Source organism: Bradyrhizobium oropedii (assembly GCF_020889685.1).
In the GTDB taxonomy this organism is placed as follows: Bacteria; Pseudomonadota; Alphaproteobacteria; order Rhizobiales; family Xanthobacteraceae; genus Bradyrhizobium; species Bradyrhizobium oropedii.
The window spans coordinates 1-21418 of sequence record NZ_JACMYO010000044.1; the positions used below are offsets into that span (position 1 = coordinate 1).

Annotated in this window: 16 protein-coding genes; 13 read left to right on the forward strand and 3 right to left on the reverse strand. The window is 64.7% G+C overall.

Features of this window, described 5'->3' with window-relative positions:
* Positions 1 to 311: 311 nt before the first annotated feature.
* From H8A95_RS14705 to H8A95_RS14740, 8 genes are read left to right on the forward strand one after another with little or no spacing between them, the layout of a single operon-like run.
* Positions 312 to 2585, forward strand: coding sequence for a polysaccharide biosynthesis tyrosine autokinase (locus H8A95_RS14705; RefSeq protein WP_229183780.1), 2274 nt, complete (start codon positions 312 to 314; stop codon positions 2583 to 2585).
* A 13-nt stretch (positions 2586 to 2598) separates the two neighbouring features.
* Positions 2599 to 3411 carry a hypothetical protein gene (locus H8A95_RS14710; protein WP_229183781.1) on the forward strand — a complete coding sequence of 271 codons (813 nt, stop codon included), beginning with the start codon at positions 2599 to 2601 and terminating at the stop codon, positions 3409 to 3411.
* Complete coding sequence (locus tag H8A95_RS14715) at positions 3408 to 4160, forward strand: class I SAM-dependent methyltransferase (protein WP_229183782.1); 753 nt, start codon at positions 3408 to 3410, stop codon at positions 4158 to 4160. The genes H8A95_RS14710 and H8A95_RS14715 overlap by 4 nt, the downstream gene beginning before the upstream one ends.
* Positions 4161 to 4163: 3 nt before the next feature.
* A complete protein-coding gene (locus H8A95_RS14720) occupies positions 4164 to 5279 on the forward strand; it encodes a glycosyltransferase family 4 protein (RefSeq protein ID WP_229183783.1) in 1116 nt (371 codons plus the stop codon).
* Positions 5276 to 6568, forward strand: a complete 1293-nt coding sequence (locus H8A95_RS14725; RefSeq protein WP_229183784.1) for an O-antigen ligase family protein — start codon at positions 5276 to 5278, stop codon at positions 6566 to 6568. Before H8A95_RS14720 ends, H8A95_RS14725 begins: the two co-directional genes overlap by 4 nt.
* Positions 6565 to 7884, forward strand: coding sequence for an MATE family efflux transporter (locus H8A95_RS14730; RefSeq protein ID WP_229183785.1), 1320 nt, complete (start codon positions 6565 to 6567; stop codon positions 7882 to 7884). Before H8A95_RS14725 ends, H8A95_RS14730 begins: the two co-directional genes overlap by 4 nt.
* Entirely contained in the window at positions 7881 to 8507 is a 627-nt protein-coding gene (locus tag H8A95_RS14735; protein ID WP_229183786.1) for a class I SAM-dependent methyltransferase, read from the forward strand. Before H8A95_RS14730 ends, H8A95_RS14735 begins: the two co-directional genes overlap by 4 nt.
* A 13-nt stretch (positions 8508 to 8520) precedes the next feature.
* Entirely contained in the window at positions 8521 to 9192 is a 672-nt protein-coding gene (locus H8A95_RS14740; protein ID WP_229183787.1) for a class I SAM-dependent methyltransferase, read from the forward strand.
* 21 nt (positions 9193 to 9213) lie between these two features.
* Here the strand turns inward: H8A95_RS14740 and H8A95_RS14745 are convergent, their stop codons facing one another.
* The 3 genes from H8A95_RS14745 to H8A95_RS14755 form a co-directional block, all read right to left on the reverse strand.
* Entirely contained in the window at positions 9214 to 9933 is a 720-nt protein-coding gene (locus tag H8A95_RS14745; RefSeq protein WP_229183788.1) for a class I SAM-dependent methyltransferase, read from the reverse strand.
* A gap of 8 nt (positions 9934 to 9941) precedes the next feature.
* Positions 9942 to 11252: a nucleotide sugar dehydrogenase gene (locus H8A95_RS14750; protein ID WP_229183789.1), complete on the reverse strand. Its 1311-nt coding sequence runs from the start codon at positions 11250 to 11252 to the stop codon at positions 9942 to 9944.
* 79 nt (positions 11253 to 11331) lie between these two features.
* On the reverse strand, positions 11332 to 12642 hold the full coding sequence (locus H8A95_RS14755) for a glycosyltransferase family 4 protein (RefSeq protein ID WP_229183790.1): 1311 nt from the start codon (positions 12640 to 12642) through the stop codon (positions 11332 to 11334).
* 116 nt (positions 12643 to 12758) lie between these two features.
* Here H8A95_RS14755 and H8A95_RS14760 point away from each other — a divergent pair, with 116 nt between their 5' ends.
* The 5 genes from H8A95_RS14760 to H8A95_RS43800 all read left to right on the forward strand — a co-directional run bounded on the left by H8A95_RS14760 (position 12759) and on the right by H8A95_RS43800 (position 21363).
* On the forward strand, positions 12759 to 13997 hold the full coding sequence (locus tag H8A95_RS14760; RefSeq protein ID WP_229183791.1) for a glycosyl hydrolase: 1239 nt from the start codon (positions 12759 to 12761) through the stop codon (positions 13995 to 13997).
* Between the two features lie 109 nt (positions 13998 to 14106).
* Positions 14107 to 16287, forward strand: a complete 2181-nt coding sequence (locus tag H8A95_RS14765; RefSeq protein WP_229183792.1) for a bi-domain-containing oxidoreductase — start codon at positions 14107 to 14109, stop codon at positions 16285 to 16287.
* 1 nt (position 16288) lies between these two features.
* A complete protein-coding gene (locus tag H8A95_RS14770; RefSeq protein WP_229183793.1) occupies positions 16289 to 18280 on the forward strand; it encodes a heparinase II/III family protein in 1992 nt (663 codons plus the stop codon).
* The gene (locus H8A95_RS14775; protein ID WP_229183794.1) at positions 18277 to 19431 is read left to right on the forward strand and encodes a glycosyltransferase; all 1155 of its coding nucleotides are present in this window, start codon (positions 18277 to 18279) and stop codon (positions 19429 to 19431) included. Before H8A95_RS14770 ends, H8A95_RS14775 begins: the two co-directional genes overlap by 4 nt.
* A gap of 660 nt (positions 19432 to 20091) precedes the next feature.
* Positions 20092 to 21363, forward strand: a complete 1272-nt coding sequence (locus H8A95_RS43800) for a calcium-binding protein (protein WP_274617416.1) — start codon at positions 20092 to 20094, stop codon at positions 21361 to 21363.
* The last annotated feature ends 55 nt before the right edge of the window (positions 21364 to 21418 follow it).

Consider the following 21418-nt stretch of genomic DNA (forward strand, 5'->3'; position numbering starts at 1 on the left):
CATCCGGCGGCCAGACCAGCGCGCTCGGCGCGACCGGCGCAGGCGGCGGCGCGCTTGAGGCCATCAACGGCAACAGCGTGGCCACCGGCATTTTCAGCTTCACCTCGTCGGTCTCGTCATCGGGCAACGGGCCGACCGGCGCGACCACGGGTACCACGCTCATCTCAACCGTCACTCCCTGAGCGGGCCTCCGATCGCCAATGGAGAACTCTCTGCAGCAGTGCGCTTCGGTGTCGGCGGCGGGACGCTTCGCAGGATCATTGGAGGCCGCGAGGGCAGGATCCATCCTGCCGGCGCGGCGATAGGACGAGATGCTTCAGCGCAACCAGATCTCACCGTCTGTCGATCTGAGAAATCGTCCGGCCGAATTGCCGTCGCTGGCGGAAACGTTCGATGCCTTCGTCACCTATCTGCTCCGGCAGTACTGGGTCATCCTCGGTACCGCCGGGCTCTGCCTGTTCGGCGGCATCTGCTACCTCGCGACGGCGGCGCCGAGCTATACCGCGCTTGCCACGATGATCATCGACACCCGAAAATTCCAGGCCTTCCAGCAGCAATCGCCGGTGAGCGAACTCCCGGTCGATTCCTCCGCGGTCGAGAGCCAGGTCGAAATTCTCAAGTCGGAGAACGTGGCGCTTGCTGTGATCCGCGACCTCAAGCTCAACGAGAATCCGGAATTCATCGGCTCCAGGGCCGGCGCGGCAGGAGCGGTGCTGGATTTCGTGACCGGCCTGTTTGCCGGCAGCGCGCCGCCCAACGAGTTCGACCGGACCCGGCGCGCGGTCCGCAGCTTCCAGAAGCAGCTCGATGTCCGCCGCCGCGGCATGACCTATGTCATCGAGGTCAGCTTCCGCTCGTTCGATCCGGAGCGCGCGGCGCAGATCGCCAACGCCGTCGCCGACGCCTACATCGTCGACCAGCTCGATTCCAAGTACCAGGCGACGCGCCGCGCCAGCGTCTGGCTGCAGGACCGCATCCAGGAGCTGCGCACGCAGGCATCCAATGCCGAGCGCGCCGTGCTCGACTACAAGAAGACCAACAACATCGTCACGTCCAGCGGCAAGCTGCTCAACGAGCAGCAGCTCGGCGAGCTCAACACGCAGCTGCTCCATGTGAAGTCGCAGGTCACCGACGCCAAAGCCAAGCTCGACCGCATCGAGGCGGTGGTGAAAGGCGGCGTCCCCGACGCGACGGTCGCCGATACGCTGAACAACCAGGTCATCACCAAGCTGCGCACCCAATATCTCGAGCTCGCCAACCGCGAGGCCGACTGGTCGTCGCGCTATGGCTACAATCATCTGGCCGCCGTCAATCTGCGCAACCAGATGCGCGAGATCCAGTCGTCGATCATCGACGAGCTGAAGCGGCTCGCCGAAAGCTACAAGAGCGACTACGCGATCGCCCTGCAGCGCCAGAACGAGATCGAGCGTGCCGTGAACGATTCGGTGTCGCAGTCGCAGTCCACCAACCAGGCGCAGGTCACGCTGCGCGAGCTCGAGAGCTCGGCCCAGACCTACCGCTCGCTCTATAACAACTTCCTGCAGCGCTACATGGAGAATGTGCAGCAGCAGTCGTTCCCGGTCAGCGAGGCGCGGGTGATCACCCGTGCTTCGCGTCCCCTCAGCAAGAGCCATCCGCAGACCTTAGTCGTGCTGGCGCTCTCGGTGCTCGGCGGCCTGGTCGCCGGGCTCGGGCTCGGCGTGTTGCGCGACCTCTATGACCGGGTATTCCGTACCGCTGAAATGGTCGAGACCATCCTCGACGCCGATTGTGTCGCCATCGTTCCCCGCGTCTCGCCGAGCCAGCTCAAGCCGCCGGTGGCCGGTCGCCCCAATCTGCCGGTCGGCCCGCGCACCATCCGGCGCGGCGACGAGCCGGTGCTGTGGGCGGCGATCGATTCGCCGTTCTCGCGGTTCTCGGAGGCGATCCGCTCGATCAAGGTCAATGCCGACCTCAATGTCACCAAGCCGTCGAAGATTCTTGGCCTGACCTCGGCGCTGCCCAACGAGGGCAAGTCGACGCTGGCCTTCGTGTTCGCGCAGCTGGTCGCCCAGAGCGGGGCGCGCGTGCTGCTGGTCGATTGCGACCTGCGCAATCCCTCGCTCAGCCGAAAGGTCGCCGCGAACGCCGAGCGCGGCATTCTCGACGTGCTGTCGAACAATGCGACATTGCATGATGTGCTGTGGCGCGATCCGGAGACCGGCCTTGCTTTCCTGCCGGGCGCCACACGGTCGCGCATCGCGCATTCGCACGAGGTGCTGGCCTCCGACCAGATGAAGGATTTCATCGACGCGGTTCGGGGGCAGTATGACTACGTGATCGTCGATTTTCCGCCGTTGACGCCGGTGGTCGATGTCCGCATCACCGCGCACTTCGTCGATTCCTTCGTGTTCATCGTGGAGTGGGGCAAGACCCAGGTGCAGGTGGTCGAGCGCGCGCTACGCAGCGCGCGGGCGGTCAACGAGAACCTGCTCGGCGTCGTGCTCAACAAGGCCGATATCGCCGCGATGAGCCGCTATAGCGGCTATGGCGGCAAGAACTACTATTACAACTCGCATTATGGACGATATGGCTACACCGAGTGAGATACGCGGTGAAATGCCCCGGCGCGCCGCCATCTGGCTTGCGCGCGGCTTCCTGGCCGCGCTCGCGTGCTCGTCGGTCACCTGGGGCGCGACCACCTTGCCGGCCTTTGTGGAGCAGACCCGGCTGGATGGCGCCGGCGACCTGATCCTGCGTAACGTGCCGGTCAGCGACGCCGAGCTCGGTGACCTCGGTCCACTGCTGTCGCGCGCCGCGGCGCGATCCGATTGCATGCCTGCAAGCGATCGCAGCGCGGCAGTGATCCGGCTGCGGCTTGCCGAGAACGCGCTCGTGTCCGGCGATCAGGTCGACGCCCGGATGGGCGAGCTCGACACGGCTGTCCGCAAGGCACTCGGCTGCGCACCGGCCGATCCCTATCTTTGGCTGGTGCTGTTCTGGCTTCGCAACACCAGGCAGGGTCTGAACGACGCCAATTTCGACCTGCTGCGGATGTCGTACCGGCTTGGCCCGAATGAAGGCTGGATCGTCGTCAAACGCAGCGCCATGGCGCTCGCCATGTTTGATGCGCTGCCGCCCGACCTTTCGGCCGAGGTCGTTGCCGAGTTCGCGCGTCTCGTGAAGACGGAGCTCTACACCGAGGCGATCGATCTCCTGAAGGGACCGGGCTGGGTGCACCGGGACAGGCTGCTGGCCGGCCTTGCGGCAGTTCCGCAGCGGAACGTCGACATCCTGACCAAGACCATGGCCGACATTGGATACGATCTCGATCGACGCTCGCCGGCGGAACGGCGCAATCTGCAGCGTGAATCGAACGACCGCGGCGACGAGCTTGCCCGAATGCCGCCGGAGGCGAGAGCTAGACCATGACGATGGAATTCAGCGTCGGACGACACAACGCGCATTATGAGGGCGTCTATTCGGCGCAGGAGCGCGACTGGCGCCGCGTCTGCGCGGTCGATAAGGCGGATCACATCGCCGGCTTGCTCGGCGCCTGCGCAGCCAAAATCGGCAGCGTGCTCGAGGTCGGTTGCGGCACCGGCGCGGTGCTGGCGCGGCTGTCGGCGATCGGTGTCGGCCGCGATTTCACCGGCATCGACGTCATCGATCCCGCGACCAATCTGGAGACCGACGGCGCTGCCCAGGCACCGTTCCGCTGGTCGAGCTATGACGGTGCGACGATCCCGTTCGCCGATGGAACGTTCGACCTCGTCTATGCCAGCCACGTGCTGGAACACGTGCCCGAACCGCGCGCATTGCTTTACGAGCTCGCCCGCGTCTCGCGGGACTTCATCTATGTCGAGGTGCCCTGCGAATTGCACGCGCGGACCAGTCGCGGGGCGCTGCAATCGACGCTCGGCATCGGCCATATCAATTTCTACACGCCCGATACGTTTCGGCTGCTACTGGAGACCGTGGGGCTTAAGGTCAAGGACTTCGGCACCTGGGACCACAGCCTGCCGGTGCATACGTTCCACACCTCGCATATAAAGGGGCTCGCCAAGAGCATCGTGCGGAAGTCGTTGCTGTCGGTCGGCTCGGGGCTTGCGACCCGGCTTGCGACGTATCATTGCGGGGCGATCTGCCGGCACGACGCGGCGCTGCCACGGGACCGATAAGCCATGGCCCCGCGTGTGGTGGTCTTCAACAACATGATCACACCCTACACGAACCGGCTCTACAACGAGCTGGTTGACCGTGGGCTGGATCTCGCCGTGCTGTCCTGCACCGCGCAGGAGGCCGACCGCTTCTGGGCCGGAACGTTCACGCCGCGCTACACCACGCGCACGGTGCCCGGCATATCGATCCCACTGTCGCGGTCGCGTCACACCCATCTCAACATCGGGATCGGGCGAGCGTTGAACGCGCTCGCGCCGGACCTGCTGTTCGTCAACGGGCTCTATCCCTCGATGCTGGCGGGCGCGGCCTGGGCGCGTGCCAACGGCAAGGCGCTTGCGCTCACCATCGACGGCTGGCGCGAGACGATGCCAGATACGGCCTATCATCGGCTGGCACGGCCATGGCTGCTGCGGCAGTGCGACGCGGTCATCTGCTGCAGCGACAAGGGCAGGGCCTACTTCCGCGATCAGGGCGTTCGCGACGATGATCTGTTCGTGGTGCCGCTGGTGCCGGCATGGGATCCGCCGGCGACCGTGCCTACCTTCCACGACCGTCCATTTCACCTGCTCTGGTGCGCCCGCATCAATGACGACGCCAAGAATGCCATCTTTTTCGAGAACGTTGCCATCGCGCTTGGGCGGATCGTGCCGGGGCTCAAGGTGCGCGTGGTCGGGTCCGGCGCCGCCGAGCAGCGCATGCTGGCGCGATTTGGCGAGGCCGGCATCGACGTCAGCCACGACAGCTATGTGCCGTGGCAGGCGATATCTGAAGTCTATCTGCAATCCCGGCTGCTGCTGTTGCCCTCGCTGCTGGAGCCGTGGGGGCTCGTGTGCAACGAGGCCTTGCAGTGCGGCGTTCCTTGCCTGGTGTCGCCCCATGTCGGGGCGGGTGGCGAATTGGTACGCGACAGCGACAACGGCCATGTTTGCGCGCTCGATAAACAGATGTGGGTCGACGCTGCGCGCGGCCTGCTCGAACATCCCACGCGCTGGGAGACGATGTCGGAGCGGGCCGGGCAAAGCGTGCGACGCGATGCGCTTGCCGACTCCGCTGCGCGCTTCACGGCCGCGATCGATCATCTCCTGAGCGCGCCGGTCCGGCAGGAGGCCGTGCCATGATCGGCCGATGGTGGTGGCGAACCGATGTCTTTCTGCACGCCTATCTGGTGATGGTGCTCGGCTGCATCTATTTCCTGTTCAATTTCGTCGAGGGCATCTCCTTCGCGGAACGGGCCGGCGAATCCACGCTGTTCCGCGTCGCGTGGCTGCTGCTCTATGTCCTGCTGATGCTGCACATCGCGGTCGATCGGAAGCGCTTCGGCCTGCTGATGCTGCAATCGCATCTCTATCTGACATTCACTGCCTTCGCGCTGGTGTCGCTGGCGCTGAGCGCCGACCCCGCGGGCTCGTCGGTCAAGTTTGCGATGTATCTGCTCACCACGATGTTCTCGGCGTGGGTCGTGGTGAACTGCCCGGTCGATCGCCTCGTCGACACCCTGTTCCGGATCGGGATCGTGGTGTTGATCGTTCACGTCGTGCTGTTTCCGGTGATCGGCTCTCAATGGGATTACGACCCGCTGCATCGGCCGACCGTGCTCGGGACCCAGGCCTATGCCGGCGTGTTCGGCCATAAAAATCTCGCGGGCGCCTTCTTCGGCCTCATGGTGCTGATCTGCTTCGTGCGCATGCTGGCGGGGCCACGCCGGCAATTCGGCTGGTCGCTGCTACTGATGGGATGTCATCTCTTTGCGCTCGCCGCGGCCGGCGCCGCAGGACCGTTGATCAGCATGTTGACCGCTCTCGCGGTCACTTTTGGGCTGCTGCTGGTGGTGCTCGGGCACAGAGGGGCTGCGTCGATCTACTGGCTTTGCCTCGCCTTTGTTGCACTCGTCGTGTTTGCCGTGCCGAGCGACGAGTTGTACGGGTTGGTCGGCCGCAGCGGAAACCTGACCGGCCGCTCGTTCCTCTGGTCGGTCTGGCCATATTTCTTCTGGCAACATCCCTGGCTCGGCTACGGCTTTTCGGGCTTCTTCAACGAGCTGCCGAACTCGCCGGCGAACGAACTGACCAGCATGGCGCCGTGGAATACCGAGTTCGGTTCGTTCGAGAATTCCTATCTCGACGCCTTCCTCCAGTTCGGCCTGCTCGGCGGCGCGCTCTATATACTGCTGCTGGCGCGGGCGCTATGGAACAGCATCGTCTTCACGTTCGAACGGAAGGGAACGTACTGGCTGGTGCCGTTCGCGATGCTGCTGTTCGTCGTGATCGCGTCCGCCAACGACTCCAGTCAGCTGCTGCACAATTATTTCGGCTGCGTGCTGGTGTTCTGGTGCTATTTCGGCCCGGAGGCGAGGCTGCAGATGGCGCCGCGGCGGGCGTTCACCAGACTGCGTGTGAGTGAAGCGTGAGTGCGTTGACCGACAGGTTGGATCGCGTCGCGGCCCAGACCCGGGTCGTCGCTGCGGCGAGCGGAGCTCTCCGTCGGCTGCGGCGCGCCGGCGGCAACGTTGCGCTCGGCCTGATCGATCAGGCGCTGCTCAGCGGCTCCGCCTTCGTGCAGACGATCGTGCTTGCCAATGTGCTCGATATCGTTTCGTTCGGCCGGTTCAGCGTCGCCTGGTCGTTCTCGATCCTGATCGAGGCGGTCTTTCTGCGCGGCATGTTCGACGACGGCTTGCCGGCGACTGCGCATCGCATCCCGAGATCGCGATGGCCGCAGCTGCGGCTCGGCCTTTATCTGTCGTCGCTGCTCGTCTCGGCGGGGCTTGGTCTGCTGCTGGTGGTTGCGGGGCTGGTGATGGTGACGATCGGCGGAGATGCAGGTGGGCTCGTGATCGCGACCGGCCTCGCGATCCCGGCGGTTCGGCTGCAGAGCATGTTCCGCCGCATCTGCTATCTCGACGGGCGGCTGCCGCGCGCGCTGGCGTCCTCGCTGACCTATTGCGTTGTGCTGGTCGCTTCGGCCGGGTTGATGATCGTCCTCAAGCTCACCGGCGCAGCGGCGGCGATGGCGTGCATCGCGATCTCCGCAGCTGTCGCCGGCAGCTTGATGCTGTGCTACACGCGCGAGCTGGCCTGGCCGCAAGCCAGGATCTTCCGCGGCTCGCTGCGGCGGCTGTTCCGGAACGGCCGCTGGTTCGTCGCGACCTCGCTCACCTACTGGATCGGCAGTATCGGGCTGATCCCGGTCTGTGGTGCTCTCATCGGACTCGACGCCAGCGCGTCGTTGCGGATCCTGCTCCTAGTCTTCGCACCGCTCAGCCAGTTCTGCGCGACGATGTTCTCGGTCCGCTTGCCGGAGATCGCGGCCGAGCTGCGCGCCGGCCGGCGCAGCACGGTCACTGCGGCCGCGCGCGAAAATGCCCTGCTGCTCGGCTCGATCGCAGCCGCCTATGGCGCGGCGGTGATGCTGCTCGGCCAGCGCATTCTCGCGTTCGTCATCCACGGACAGACCTATGACATCGGCACCGGTAGCCTTGCCCTGATGGGAATTGCGATGGGGCTCGATGCGGTATGGCTCGGCCTCGCGCTGCCGCTGTTTGCGACCGGCAGGCCGCAGCGGTTCATGCTGAGCCGGATCGCCGGGCTCGTCGCGCTGTGCTGCGTGCTGCCGTTTGCGGCGCAAGCCTGGCAGGTGATGGGCGCGGTTGCGGCGATGGTCGCCTCCAGCGGGGCGTCGGTGATCACGGTCGTGCTGACCAATTCGGCGCGGAAGCAGGCATGAGCAACGACGTACCCGGCCGCGCGCTCTCGAAGCTGCATATCGGCGCCTTCAATTGCGGCATCGAGGGCTGGATCAACACCGACATCACGATGCATCTGTGGATCGCGCGCCTGCCGTTCGCGGCGAAGGCGCTGCATCTTGCGGGCCTGCTGAGCGATTCCCGCTATGCCGAGCATCAGCAAGGCAAGTTCGCCGGGCTCCGCTACATGGACCTCACCAGGCCGCTGCCGTTCGCGGATGGCAGCCTCTCGGCGGTGTTCAGCGCGCATGTGTTCGAGCACCTGTTTCCCGATGAGGTCGAGCGGCTGGCGCGGGAGATCGCGCGGGTGCTGGCGCCGGGCGGCGTGTGCCGCATCGTTGTCCCCGACATGGAGAGGATCGTCGCGCTCTACGATCCGGCCGCACCGCAGGCCTTCCTCAAGGGCGTGTTCGAGGTCGAACGCCGCAAGGAGGCCGCCTTCGCGCATCACTGGGGCTATACCCGTGCGTCGCTGGCGGTGCTGTTCCGCGACGCGGGGTGCGCGGAGACCCATACAAGGGCCTATCGCGAGGGCATCTGTCCCGACATCGATCGGCTCGACAATCGCCCGGACGAGTCGATCTTCTTCGAGGCCATCAAGTAGCAGGAGACGGATAGTGCTCGGCGCGATTCAAGCCCGATTTTCCAGTGCAGCGCGCCAGCGGCGCGGCGAGTTCCTCGTCCGCACGGTGAACCTTCCGCTGGATGCGAAAATCCTCGATCTCGGCGGCGGCACCGGCCGGCACATTCGTGCGATCCTGCCTCGCCATACCGACATCACGGTTTGCGACATCTCGGCGGACGATTTGAAGGCTGCGCGTGAGCGTTTCGGCTTCAAGACGGTGCTGCTGCAGGAGACCGAGCGCCTGCCGTTCGACGACCAGGCGTTCGATTTCTGCTTCTGCTCGTCGGTGATCGAACATGTCACCGGGCCGAAGCAGGACGTCGTGACGATCGAGAGCGACGCGGATTTTCTGAATGTCGCGCGCGAGCACCAGAACCGCTTTGCCGGTGAGATCTCGCGGGTTGCGAAATCGTTCTACGTGCAGACGCCGTATCGCTACTTTCCGGTCGAGAGCCATACCTGGCTGCCTGGCCTCATCGTGCTGCTGCCGCGGCGACTGCAAATCGCACTGATCGCAGTGTTCAACCGCTTCTGGTTCAAGCGGACCGCGCCCGATTGGCATCTGTTCGACTGGCGCGAGATGACGGAAACGTTTCCGGATGCGAAGATCTACCGCGAGCGCTATCTCGGCATGACCAAATCGCTGATGGCGATCAAGGCGTGAGGCAGGCATCCGCCTGCCGCATCAATCGTCGCGGCGGGCGAGGATATTGATCAGCGTGCCGACCGCCGCCCGGCGATCGAGGGCCGGCGGCAGCGGGGAGCCGGCAAAGCTTGAGTCCAGCATTGCGAGACCATGCTGGCGCAACATGGCCTGCATCGCGGCCGGCGAGGTGTCGAATTTGGAGAAGGCGAGGTAGCGGAACAGCGGCCGCGCCGACAGGCGCGACGAGGCCGCGTAAGCGAGCTTGTAGCCCCGGCGCAGCAGCGATCCACGATTGGGGATCGAGACCAGCAACAGTCCGCCAGGCCTCAGCACACGATGGATCTGGGCGAGGCACTGCGGCGCGTCCGGGACATATTCGAGCACGCTCGCGCAGAGCACGCCGTCGAAGGATCGATCGGCAAAGGGCAGGCTTGCGATGGTCGGGATTTGCCGGAATGCGAGGCGTTCGGCCGGCGTGCTGTCCGCGGGGCGGCCCCGCGCAACCGCAATCATCTCCGCCGACGCATCGACGCCGGTGACGTCGCAGCCGCGCGCGGCGAGCAGGCGGGACAGTGTTCCGGTGCCGCAACCCGCATCCAGCCAACGCTGCCCGTTGAGGTCGGTATTCCCGAGCAGGCCGAACATCGCGGCGGTACGCGCCTTGAAGGTGCGGCTCCGATGCAGCGTCTCCCACCCCGACGAAATCTCGTCGTGGAAGCGGATCTCGGGTCGGTCGCGGGTCTCGGCCATAGCGGCCATGGTCATTCCTACCAGTGGAAGCCGCTCACTCTGGCGCTGACTTCGTCGGGCAGTCCGATATCCGACAGTTCGAGCACGATTTGGTCGGGGCGGGTTGCCGTCAGTGCCGCAACGAAGCGCGGATCGGCCGTCGTCAGCACGATGATGTCGGCCCATTCGATCGTCGCTGTCACGTCGTCATGCAGCAAGCCGACCAGCTCCGGGTTGCGCATCAGGAAATCCCGGTTGGCGCCGATCAGCTGCGATAGCCGCACATTGGGGTCGTAGATCCGGATCTGGCGCTGCTCGCCGCGCAGGCTTTTGACCAGTTCGACGAAAGGGCTGTCGCGAACATCGTCGGTGCCGGCCTTGAAGCTGATGCCGAGGAAGGCGATGCGGCGGCCCTCATGCGACAGGATCCAGTCGGCGCCGCGCGACATGATCATGTCGTTGCTCGGCAGGATGCTCTCGAGCACCGGCGTCGACAGCCCGCGGCTGTGTGCCAGGTGCTTCAATGCCTTGACGTCCTTGGGCAGGCAGGAGCCACCGAAGGCGAAACCCGGCCGCAGGTAGGCCGGCGAGATGTTGAGCCGCGTGTCCTGCAGGAAGATGTTCATGACGTCGCGGCCGTCGATGCCGAGCGTCTTTGCGATGGCACCGATCTCGTTGGCAAAGCTGACCTTCAGCGCATGCCAGCTGTTGTCGACATATTTGACGAGCTCTGCGGTCTCGACCGGCGGGGTGATCTTGGCGCCGGGCAAGTCCTTGTAGAGCGCCATGACGCGGTCGGCGGTTTCCTGGTTGAAGGCGCCGACCACCGTCTTGGACGGCGCGTTGAAGTCTGCAATGGCGCTGCCTTCGCGCAGGAACTCCGGATTGAAGGCGAGGTCGAAATCGCGACCGATCTTGTTGCCGGAGGCTTCCTCGATCAGCGGTCCGACGGTGTCGCGGGTGGTGCCGGGCAGCACGGTGGAGCGGATCGTCACGGTATGCGGCGCGTTCTTTGCGCGCAGTCCGCGGCCGATTTCGACGGCGACCTGTCTGATAGCGGTGAGGTCGAGATTGCCATTGCCGGACGAGGGCGTGCCGACGCAGACCATCGAGATGTCGCTGTTGACGATCGCCTCGGTGGCGTCAGTGGTCGCCGTCAACTGACCCGTCGCCACCGCGCGCGCCACCTTGTCGGAGATGCCCGGCTCGATCACCGGCGATCGGCCTTCGCGGATCAGGTCGACTTTCGCGACGCTCTTGTCGACGCCGATGATCTGGTGGCCGAGCTCGGTGAAGCAGGCTGCACAGACCGTTCCGACATAGCCAAGGCCGAAAATGCTGACGTTCATGCTTCGACCTTCAACTGTGGAGGGATTTGCGCGTGGCCGCGGCCACGTCGCGTTTGACGTGTGTGAGGGAGCGGAGCGTTCAACGCGATGCCCGCCCGGCGGCTGCATTGGCGTTGACGCCGGACGCCTGTGAGGTCGGCCGCTCCGCGGTTGCGGTCGTGCGTGGCGCACGGCTCTGCGCGGACGCCTTGCCGGCGAACAGCGCCTCATAGGCAGCGAGCAGCTTCGGCTCCTCATGGGTCCAGGACAATTCGCTCTCGACGCGGCTGCGGCCAAACGCGCCCATCGTCTGACGGAGCGACGGGGCATCGATCAACGTAATGATCTTGCTGGCGAAATCCTTCGGGTCGTTCTTCGCCGCATAGAGCGAGGCATCGAGCGCCGAGCGCCGGCCTTCACGAACGTCGAACTGAACGATCGGCCGTCCGAGCGCCATGTACTCCATGATCTTGTTCATCGTGGAGATGTCGTTCATCGGCGTGACGCGATCCGGATTGACGCAGACGTCAGCGGTCGAGAGCATCGTGAACAGCGCATCGTCAGCGATGGCGCCGGTGAAGTTCACGTAGTCGGAGAGCTGCATCTCCTCGCAGAGCTTGACCACCGCATTCCACTCCGGGCCCGTGCCGGCGATGTTGAACTGGATGTCGGTACGTCCGAGATCGTGCACAATGTGGCCGATCGATTGCAGCAGCAGATCAATGCCTTCCGACTGGCCGATGACGCCGACATAGCCGACGCTGTAGCGCCGGCCGCGGCGCCAGGCCGGATCGGCCGGGCGCGAGCGCACCCGGTCGAGATTGGGGCCGGAGCGCACCACGAACACCCGGTTGGCCGGCATATGGCCGCGCGCGATCGCGATCTCGCGATAGGATTCGTTGGTCGCGATCGAGATGCTTGCCGTCTTGAAGGTGAGATATTCGACCAGCCGCAGCAGATGCCAGAAAAAGTCCCGGCGGCCGAATTTTGCCTCATAGAGCTCGGGATTGACGTCGTGATGATCGAACACGAAGCGCTTGCCGCCGAGCTTGAACAGGAGACCGATCAGGAAGATCAGGTCGGGCGGATTGCAGCCCTGGATCACGTCGAAGCCGTGCTTCCACGCGACCTTGATCGCAAGCCACGTCTCCCAGAATAGCGCGACCGGATATTCGATGAGATAGGCGGCGATCCCCCGTGCTTCCACCGGCATCGGGTGGCGGTAGATGTGAATGCCCTCGAGGCATTCGTAAGTTTCGTCATGGCCGCGGCCCTTCGGGCAGATCACCGAAACTTCGTAGCCTGCCTTGCGCAGCGACGTTGCTTCGCACCACACCCTGCGATCGAAAGGAACCGGGAGGTTCTCGACGATGATCAGGATCCGCCGCGGTGATGGTTCAGCTCTCGACATCTGCGATGATCTATACCATTGACCTAACAACATCACAATCTGACTAACATCGGCATTAACATGCGCGGCTTGCATGATGCAATCCCAACACCGATGTGACGGCGGCGAGACACGGAATGGCGGGCAGAGTGAGGGATTGGGGTCAAAGGGCATTGATTGCGCTGGTTTTGAGCGCGCTGGTGCCGCTGGCGCACAAATGGCCGCTGCACTGGGATGGTTTGACCGGTAACGATGCGCTCAATGCGAGCCGCGTGAACGCGGTGATCCCGCCGACACTTTTCGGCATGACGGTCAACGCGATCGGGCAGTCGCAACCATGGCCCGAATTGAAGTTCGACGGCGTGCGGCTGTGGGGCGCGATCTACTGGGCCCAGATCAACCCGGCGCCCGGCATCTACAATTGGGCGCGCTTCGACGCCATCCTTGCGGCGGCGGAGCGGGAGCATGTCGAGATCGTTCTCAATCTCGCCTTCACGCCGCGATGGGCCGCGTCGGTGAAGGACGCGCCGCCTGCGTTCACACCCGGTGCAAGCTCGCCGCCTGCCGATCTGGCGTCATGGGATGACTGGGTGCGCGCGACGGTCACGCGCGCCGCCGGCCGCATCAAATACTGGGAAATCTGGAACGAGCCGGAAGACCCCAAATACTACTCGGGCGATATCGCCACCATGGTCCGGCTGCAAAAGCGGGCCTACGAGATCATCAAGGCCAGCGATCCGACGTTGACCGTGCTGACGCCGCCGTCCAACGGCACGCCCGATGGGTATCGCTGGCAAAAAGACTTCATGGCGCAGGGCGGCGGGCAATATGCCGATGTCTTCGCCTTCCACGGCTATACGAGCGAACCCGAAGCCGTGATCGGAATCATCGCGCGCTTCAGGCAGATCCTCACCGCGCATGGCCTTTCCGCAAGGCCGATCTGGGACACCGAGGCCGGCTGGTCGTCCTATGAGGAAAATCCGGACGGGTGCCTGGCGCGCGCCTACATCCTGAAATGGATCAGCGGCGTCGACCGGTTCTATTGGTACGAGTTTGCCGGTGGGGGCAGCGACTTCGGGAAATTATGGGATCCGGCGCGCGGACTGCTGCCGAGCGGAATTGCCTACCGAACGGTCCAGTCATGGCTGGTCGGCGCAGGCGTGGTGACCGCGGGCAAAACATCGCCGTCGACCTGGCGCGTCGAGCTCCGCATGCCGGATGGTCGCAATGGTTTGATCCTGTGGACCACCAAGGGCCGGTCCGTCTATCGCGTCGACCCGCATTTCAGCCGTTACCAGGGCCTCGACGGTGGCGAAGGACCTATCGCCAATGGCGAGGTCGAGATCTCGCCCAAACCGGTCCTGTTGCTGGAATGATATCGATGTTAATCCGCCGGCGATGAGCTAACTTTGACAATGTTCTTGTCTTCATTATGGGCGACAAGCGCGATACAAGGTGCTGTTAACTTGAGGCGATTGATCGACCGTGAAGCAGATCGCGCAGAACTATAAGAGCGGCGAGCTCAAGCTGATCGATGTGCCGGCGCCGCGCTGCCGCCCCGGCGGGGTTTTAGTGCGCACGGCATTCTCGGCGGTGTCGACCGGCACCGAGATGATGAAGTTCACCGAAGGCCGCCTGTCGCTGCTCGGCAAGGCGCGTGCGCGACCGGACCAGGTTGCCAAGGTGGTGCGCTCGGTTCGCCAGCAGGGATTGCTGGCGACCTATCAGAAGGTGATGAACCGCCTCGATTCCTATACGCCGCTCGGTTACTCGCTGTCGGGCACCATCGTCGAAGTGGGTGAGGGCGTCGGCGGCTTCTCGATCGGGCAGCGCGTCTGCTGCGGCGGCAATCAATATGCAACCCACGCTGAATACAATTGGGTGCCGGTGAACCTCTGCGTGTCGTTACCGGACAGCGCTGCGCTCGACCAGGCCGCGTTCACCACCATCGCCTCGATCGCATTGCAGGCGATGCGCCAGTCGGAGATACGCTTCGGAGAGACCGCCTGCGTGATCGGCCTCGGCCTGATCGGGCAGATCATGGTGCGCCTGCTGCGCAGCGCCGGTGTCGTGGTCACAGGGCTCGACAGGCTGGAGGCGCGCTGTCGTCAGGCGGAGGCTGCGGGCGCCGCGCTCTGCGCCGTCGCATCTGACGATGCCGCGGCCTCTTTTCGCGCGCGGATCGATCAGCTGACGGCGGGCAACGGCGTCGATTGCGTGTTCATCACCGCGGGCAGCGACGATCCCGATCTCGCATCGCGTTCAGCGGCGTTGCTGCGTGACCGCGGCCGCATCGTCGATATCGGCAAATGCACGCTGAACCTGCCGTGGAACGAATTCTACGACAAGGAGCTCGACGTCCGCTTCTCGCGCTCCTACGGCCCCGGCCGCTACGACCCGCTCTACGAGGAGGGCGGCATCGATTATCCGATCGGCCATGTGCGCTGGACCGAGAAGCGCAACATGGAGGCGATCGTCGCGCTGCTTGCCGACGGACGGCTCGATTTTTCGTCGCTGATCTCCGAAACGGTGCCGCTGGAGCAGGCGACGTCGGCGTTCGAGCGCATGAGCCGGGGCGAGGTCGGCCTCGGCATGGTGTTCGCTTATCCCGACGCAGCCCCGCGCGCGATGCAGATGATCTATCGTCCGGCCGTCGCCCTGCGCAGCGGCCGGGTGCGGCTCGCCGTCATCGGCGCCGGAAATTATGCCTCCAGCATGTTGCTGCCGCAGCTTGCAAATAACGCACGGGTCGATCTCGTCGAGGTCGCCACCAACACCGGCCTGAGCGGCGCCACCGCGGTGCGCAAGTTCGGCTTCGCGCGTGCCTCGACGGATGCGGCCTCGGTGCTCGAGGCCGACGATATCGATGCCGTGCTGATCGCGACGCGCCATGCATCCCATGCCGAGCTCGCGGCGCAGGCGCTGCGCGCCGGCAAGGCGGTGTTCGTCGAAAAGCCGCTGGCGATCGACAGAGGTTCACTCGACCAATTGGAGCGAGTGATCCGCGAGACCGGCAACGACCGGCTGATGGTCGGCTTCAATCGCCGCTTCTCGCCGTTGTTGCAGGGCATGCGCGCGGCGTTCGCCCCGGCCGGGCCGCAGACCCTGCAATATCGCGTCATCGCCGGCCCGCTGGAAAAATCATCCTGGTATCTGCAGGCCGAGAGCGAAGGCAGCCGCTTCGCCGGCGAAGGTGGCCATTTCATCGACGTGTTGTCCTGGTGGCTCGGTGCCGATCCGGTACGTGTCTCCACGAGCGTAGCCGGCAAGGATATCGACAATCTCGTTGCCACATTCGAGTTTGCCGACGGCTCGGTCGCGAGCCTCAGCTATCTGACGGGCGGCGATCCACGGGTGCCGAAGGAGGCGCTCGAAATATCGGCGAGCACCGGCTTTGCCGCCTTCGATAATTTCTCGCGCTTCGAAGTTTGGCACGCCGGGCAGCGGACGACGAAAAAAGCGCAGCTCGACAAGGGCCAGCGGCCGATGCTGGATGCCTTCGTCGCCGCGATCGCATCCGGGGCCGCGATGCCGATCGGGCTCGAATCGCTGCTTGCGACTACCCGCGCAACGCTCGCGGTGCAGGAGAGTGCGGCGGCCGGGATGCCGGTCGATCTGACGACCACGGCAGCAGAGCAGGGCGTCGCGCGCGCCTCGACCGCGTGAGATGAATCCGGCCTGGTATCTGCGCAGACTCCAGCGCATGGAGCCGTCCGAGCTTGCCGGACGAGTGAATGACCAGGTGCTGCGCCAGCTTTGGCGCATCACGCCGCCCGATATCGCGCGACGCGCCGGCGCCAAGCTTACTCCCGGCACGCGCCAACTGCGATTGAAACTGCTGCCTTTGCCGGCCAGGGCTCCGCGACAAGCAGCCGACGGGGTGATCCAGTGCGCCGATCGGATTCTCGCCGGACACTGGCGGATATTTGCCAGAGATCAGGCGGCCCTGGGCGAACGGCCCGACTGGTTCGTCGATGTCCGCAGCGGCAAGCGGGCGCCCGCTGACATCTACGCATTTGCGGTTCCCTATCGCGACGAGGCCGCGCTCGGCAACATCAAATATATCTGGGAGCCGTCGCGTCACCATCATCTCACGGTGCTCGCATCAGCGTATTACCTGACCTCGGACGAGCGCTACGCCAGGCGCGTGGCCGAGCATCTGGAAAGCTGGTGGCGCGAAAATCCATTCCCGCGCGGCCCGCACTGGATCAGCGGCATCGAGCTCGGCGTACGGCTGATCTCCTGGGCCTGGATACGCCAGCTGCTGCAAGGCTGGCCCGGCGCTGCCGCGCTGTTCGAGGACAACGAGCTGTTCCTGACGCAGCTTTACGCGCATCAATACTGGCTGTCGCAGTTCCCAAGCCGCGGCTCCTCCGCCAACAACCACATCATCGCCGAGGCCGCCGGACAGTTCGTTGCGGCCTGTGTGTTTCCCTTTTTCCGCGACAGCGCGCGATGGCGCGCGCAATCCGCCGGCACGCTGGCACACGAGGCGGTGGCGCAGACGCTTGCCTGCGGCAGCAATGGCGAGCTCGCGACCGACTATCACGGCTTCGTCCTCGAACTCCTGCTTGCCGCAGCCGTGCAGGGCGAGTCGTCCGGCCATCCGCTCGACAATGCGGTCTGGAGCACGATGTGCCGCATGAGCGACGTCATTGCCGCGATGCTGGATGATCGCGCGCATCCGCCGCGTCAGGGCGATGGCGACGACGGCATCGGCCTGTTGCTCGACGATCACTCAGGCAATCGCTGGCTCGGGCTGCTCGCGACCGGCGCGCGCCTGTTCGGTGCTCTGCCATGGTGGCCGCCACTGCCGGAGCCAGATCTGCGGACGTTTGTCTTGACCGACGGCGTCGCGGCGCGTGCGATTGCAGGGCGGCCGGCGCGCCGTCCGCATTTGCTGGCTGAGGCGGGACAGGCCTTTCTCGTCGATGCCGAGCGCGCGGTGTGGTGCCGTTGCGACCACGGCCCGCACGGCTTCGGCCGCATCGCGGCGCATGCCCATGCCGATGCGTTGTCGCTTGAATGCAGGATCGGCGGGGTCGAGATCCTCGCCGACCCCGGCACCTATTGCTATCACGGCGATCCGCGATGGCGGGCCTACTTCCGTTCAACGCCGGCGCACAACACGCTTTGCCTGTTCGGGCGCGACCAGTCGGTGTCGGGCGGCCCGTTTCTCTGGACCCGGCACGCGCCGAGCCGGCTGGTTGCATCAAGCGGCCTCGATGATCGAGATGCGGATGCGAACTGGGTCGCGGAACACGCGGGATACCAGGATGGAGCAGGTCTCGTGCATCGCCGCGCGGTGCAATTGCGGCGGCAAGCGGCGCGGCTCGTCGTCACCGATATTGTGCTTGGTGATGAAGGGCTTGCGGTGCCCGCGAGCCTCAGCTGGCACCTCGGTCCCGAGGTCGAATGCAGGCTCGACGGGCGCACGGCGCAGCTCGCATGGCCTGGCGGGGGCGCCGAGCTCGATCTGCCCGTTGAGCTGAGCTGGACGCCGTATCGCGGTGACGAGACCGTACCGGCCGGCTGGTATTCGCCGTCGTTCGATCTGAAAGTGCCGGCGACCACGCTGATCGGCTCCGGTACGCTCGCCGCCGGCCAAAGCCTGGTGACGGAGCTGCGCTGGTTTTCCGACCCTGCGCCCCGATCATGAAGATACTTGTCGCTCACAACAGATATCAGGGACGCGGCGGCGAGGACGTCGTGTTCGAGGCCGAAGTCGAGCTGCTGCGCGGCGCGGGACACAGCGTCGAAATGCTTACGGTCAGCAACGAGGCGATCGATTCGTTCGCCGCGCGCATCGCGACGACACTGTCGATCGCCGATAATGCGGACGGAAAACGGATCATGGTCGAATCGATCGACCGCTTTCGCCCCGACGTCGTCCACGTCCATAATTTCTTCCCGCTGCTGTCGCCCGCGGTGTTCGATCTCTGCCGGCAGAAGCGCGTGCCCGCGGTGGTGACGCTGCACAATTATCGCACCATCTGCACCGGCGGCATGCTGCTGCGCGACGGCCGCATCTGCCACAAGTGCCTCGATCACGGCCATCTCTGGGGCGTGGCGCATCGGTGCTATCGCGGATCGCTTCCGGGCTCGATGGCCTCGGCCTACATGATCGCGCGGCACCAGCGCCGCGGCACCTGGAGCCGTCCCGGTTTGCGCCTGATCGCACTGACGCAGTTTGCAAAAACCCTGTTCACGCAGGCCGGATTCGACGCGGGCCGGATCGACGTGAAGCCGAACTTCATGGCCGATCCGGGGGCGCCTGATCCGGCCGCGCCGCGCGCCGGGCTGCTCTATGTCGGACGGCTGAGCCGCGAGAAGGGCGTCGGCGTGCTGCTCGAGGCCGTTGCCGGGACCGGTGTGCCGTTGCGGATCGTGGGCGAGGGGCCGGAGCGCGTTGCGCTCGAGGCTCGGGTGTCCGGCGATGTCACGTTCCTGGGCGCGCTCTCGCGCGCCGAGGTGCTGCGGGAAATGGCGAATGCCCGGGCGTTGGTCGTGCCGTCGTTGTGGTACGAGGGTTTTCCCATGGTCGTGGTCGAAGCCTTCGCGCGGGGAACGCCTGTGATCGCGTCCGAGATCGGCGGACTTGCCGAAGTCGTGACCGCGGGCAAGACCGGCGTGTTGGCGCCGCCGGGCAACGCGGTCGCGCTCCGAAGCCGGATCGTGGACATTCTCGGTGCGCCGGACCTCGCCGCGGCGTGGGGACGGGCCGCACGGGCGGCTTATCTCGAGCTCTACGCGCCGGATGAGAACCTCCAGCTGCTCGAGGCGATCTACGCGCGCGCCGCCGCTGGATAATCGCCGCGGTCGGTCGCTTCGTCGGCGACCGGACGCGGATTTGCCGTTTCCGCGTCCTCGTCACCGGCAAATCGCGGCAAATCTGATGTTAATTTGTTATTTCGGCGTCCCGCACCAGGTTCGGCCTGGCGATCGACGTGCCTCGATTCTGCGGTCGATTCCCTGGATTTCGTCCGGCTGGAGCCCGCAGCCTGCAACTAGAACTCGTCATAACACAGCTCGGGTTGCCGACCGGTTGTGAAGTTTGACGCTTTTTTGGAAGAGCTCTCACGCCGCGCAGAAATATTTTTTCAGATCGGAAAATCGCGTCGAAGCGCGCGCAACAACTGCGAAATTCTGCGCTCCCGCGCAATCTCGGCAGCCAATGAAACCCCGTATAATCACTACCCTTTTTTGCGCCGCGGCTAACATTTGTGAATCGCCTGCGCTGAATGTTATGGCGCATCCGAATTGGCGCTAAGTCTCACAAAAGCCTCATGGAACCAGACGTTAATGGCGCATTGCTGATTGACACTCCGGTATTGCGGACTTAACAATGGACTTAACAAGTTCGTAACGTATGTCCATATTTGAGCTGCGTCGCAACAGACCAGTTGTGAATCAACAGCTTAAGTGCGGACGAGCGGCTTGAATCCTCGTATCCCAAGAGGGGCTACCTCGATGGCGACTTACAATCTCGACCAGACTGACCTCAAACACGCTCTCCACGGCACAATCGACCATGCAACCCAGCAACAGATTCTTGACTATCTGATCAACGCTGGGATCGGGTACACCAGCCCGGACGATGGCACCTCGATCCCGGTGCAGGTGGGCGCTGGCATCACCAACCCGGATCCGAACGCCAATGTTCTGATCGAAACCAACCCGAATAACACCGTTACCACCGACGCCAACCTGAAGGCGATCATCGAAGACACCAACAAGGACGTGACCTTGACGGTGAACGGCAGCACCCCGGTGCTGGTCGCGACCGGCAACGGGAACGATCAGGTCTTCCTCAACAACACCGGTGACACCACGGTTCTCGCCGGCAACGGCAACGACACGATCTTCGGTGGTGCCGGTCACGACTCGCTCTCCGGCGGCAACGGCAACGATGTCCTCATCGACAACGTCTCCGGCCACAGCACGCTCGATGGCGGCAAGGGCAACGATCTGCTGTTCGGCACCGGTGCCGACACGCTGATCGGCGGTTCCGGCAGCGACACGCTGTACGGCGGCAGCTCGTCGACTCTCGAGGGCGGTACCGGCAACGACGTGCTGGTGTCTGGCAGCACTGCCGGTAATTCCAGCACGCTGGAAGGCGGCAAGGGCAATGATGTGCTGTACGGCGGTGCAGGCTCCGATCGCCTGTATGGCGGCGACGGCAACGACACGCTCTACGGCGGTTCTGGCGACCAGGTTCTCTACGGCGGCAAGGGCAACGACGTCCTGGTCGGCGGCGCGGGCAATAACCAGCTCTACGGTGGTGCAGGCAACGACGCGCTCTACTCGAACTCGGATGCGTCGCACGCTTCGATCCTGGACGGCGGTGCCGGCAACGACTCGCTCTACGGCGGTGCCGGCAACGACACGCTGTATGGCGGCTCCGGCCACGACACGATGGTTGCCGGTTCGGGCAACCAGACGCTGATCGGCGGCAACGACGGCTCGTCGTTCGTCGGCTCCGCGACCGGTACGGCTTCGATGGTCGGCGGATCTGGTCAGGACTACTTCTACCTGTCCAACCTGCACAGCAGCGACACCATCGACGGCGGTGCTGGCAGCAAGGACTCCCTGACCTTCCTGGATCACGCCTCGACCGACGTGACCGACATCACCGCGGGCAAGGACGGTTCTCTGGACATCAACTTCAGCAATGGCCAGGTGACCCAGATCAGCAACATCGAATACCTGATCTTCAACGATGGTCACTCGACCAAGCTGTAAGATGCTAGGTCTTCTGCACTGAGCTAAGGCGCCGCCTCAACCCAGGTTGAGGCGG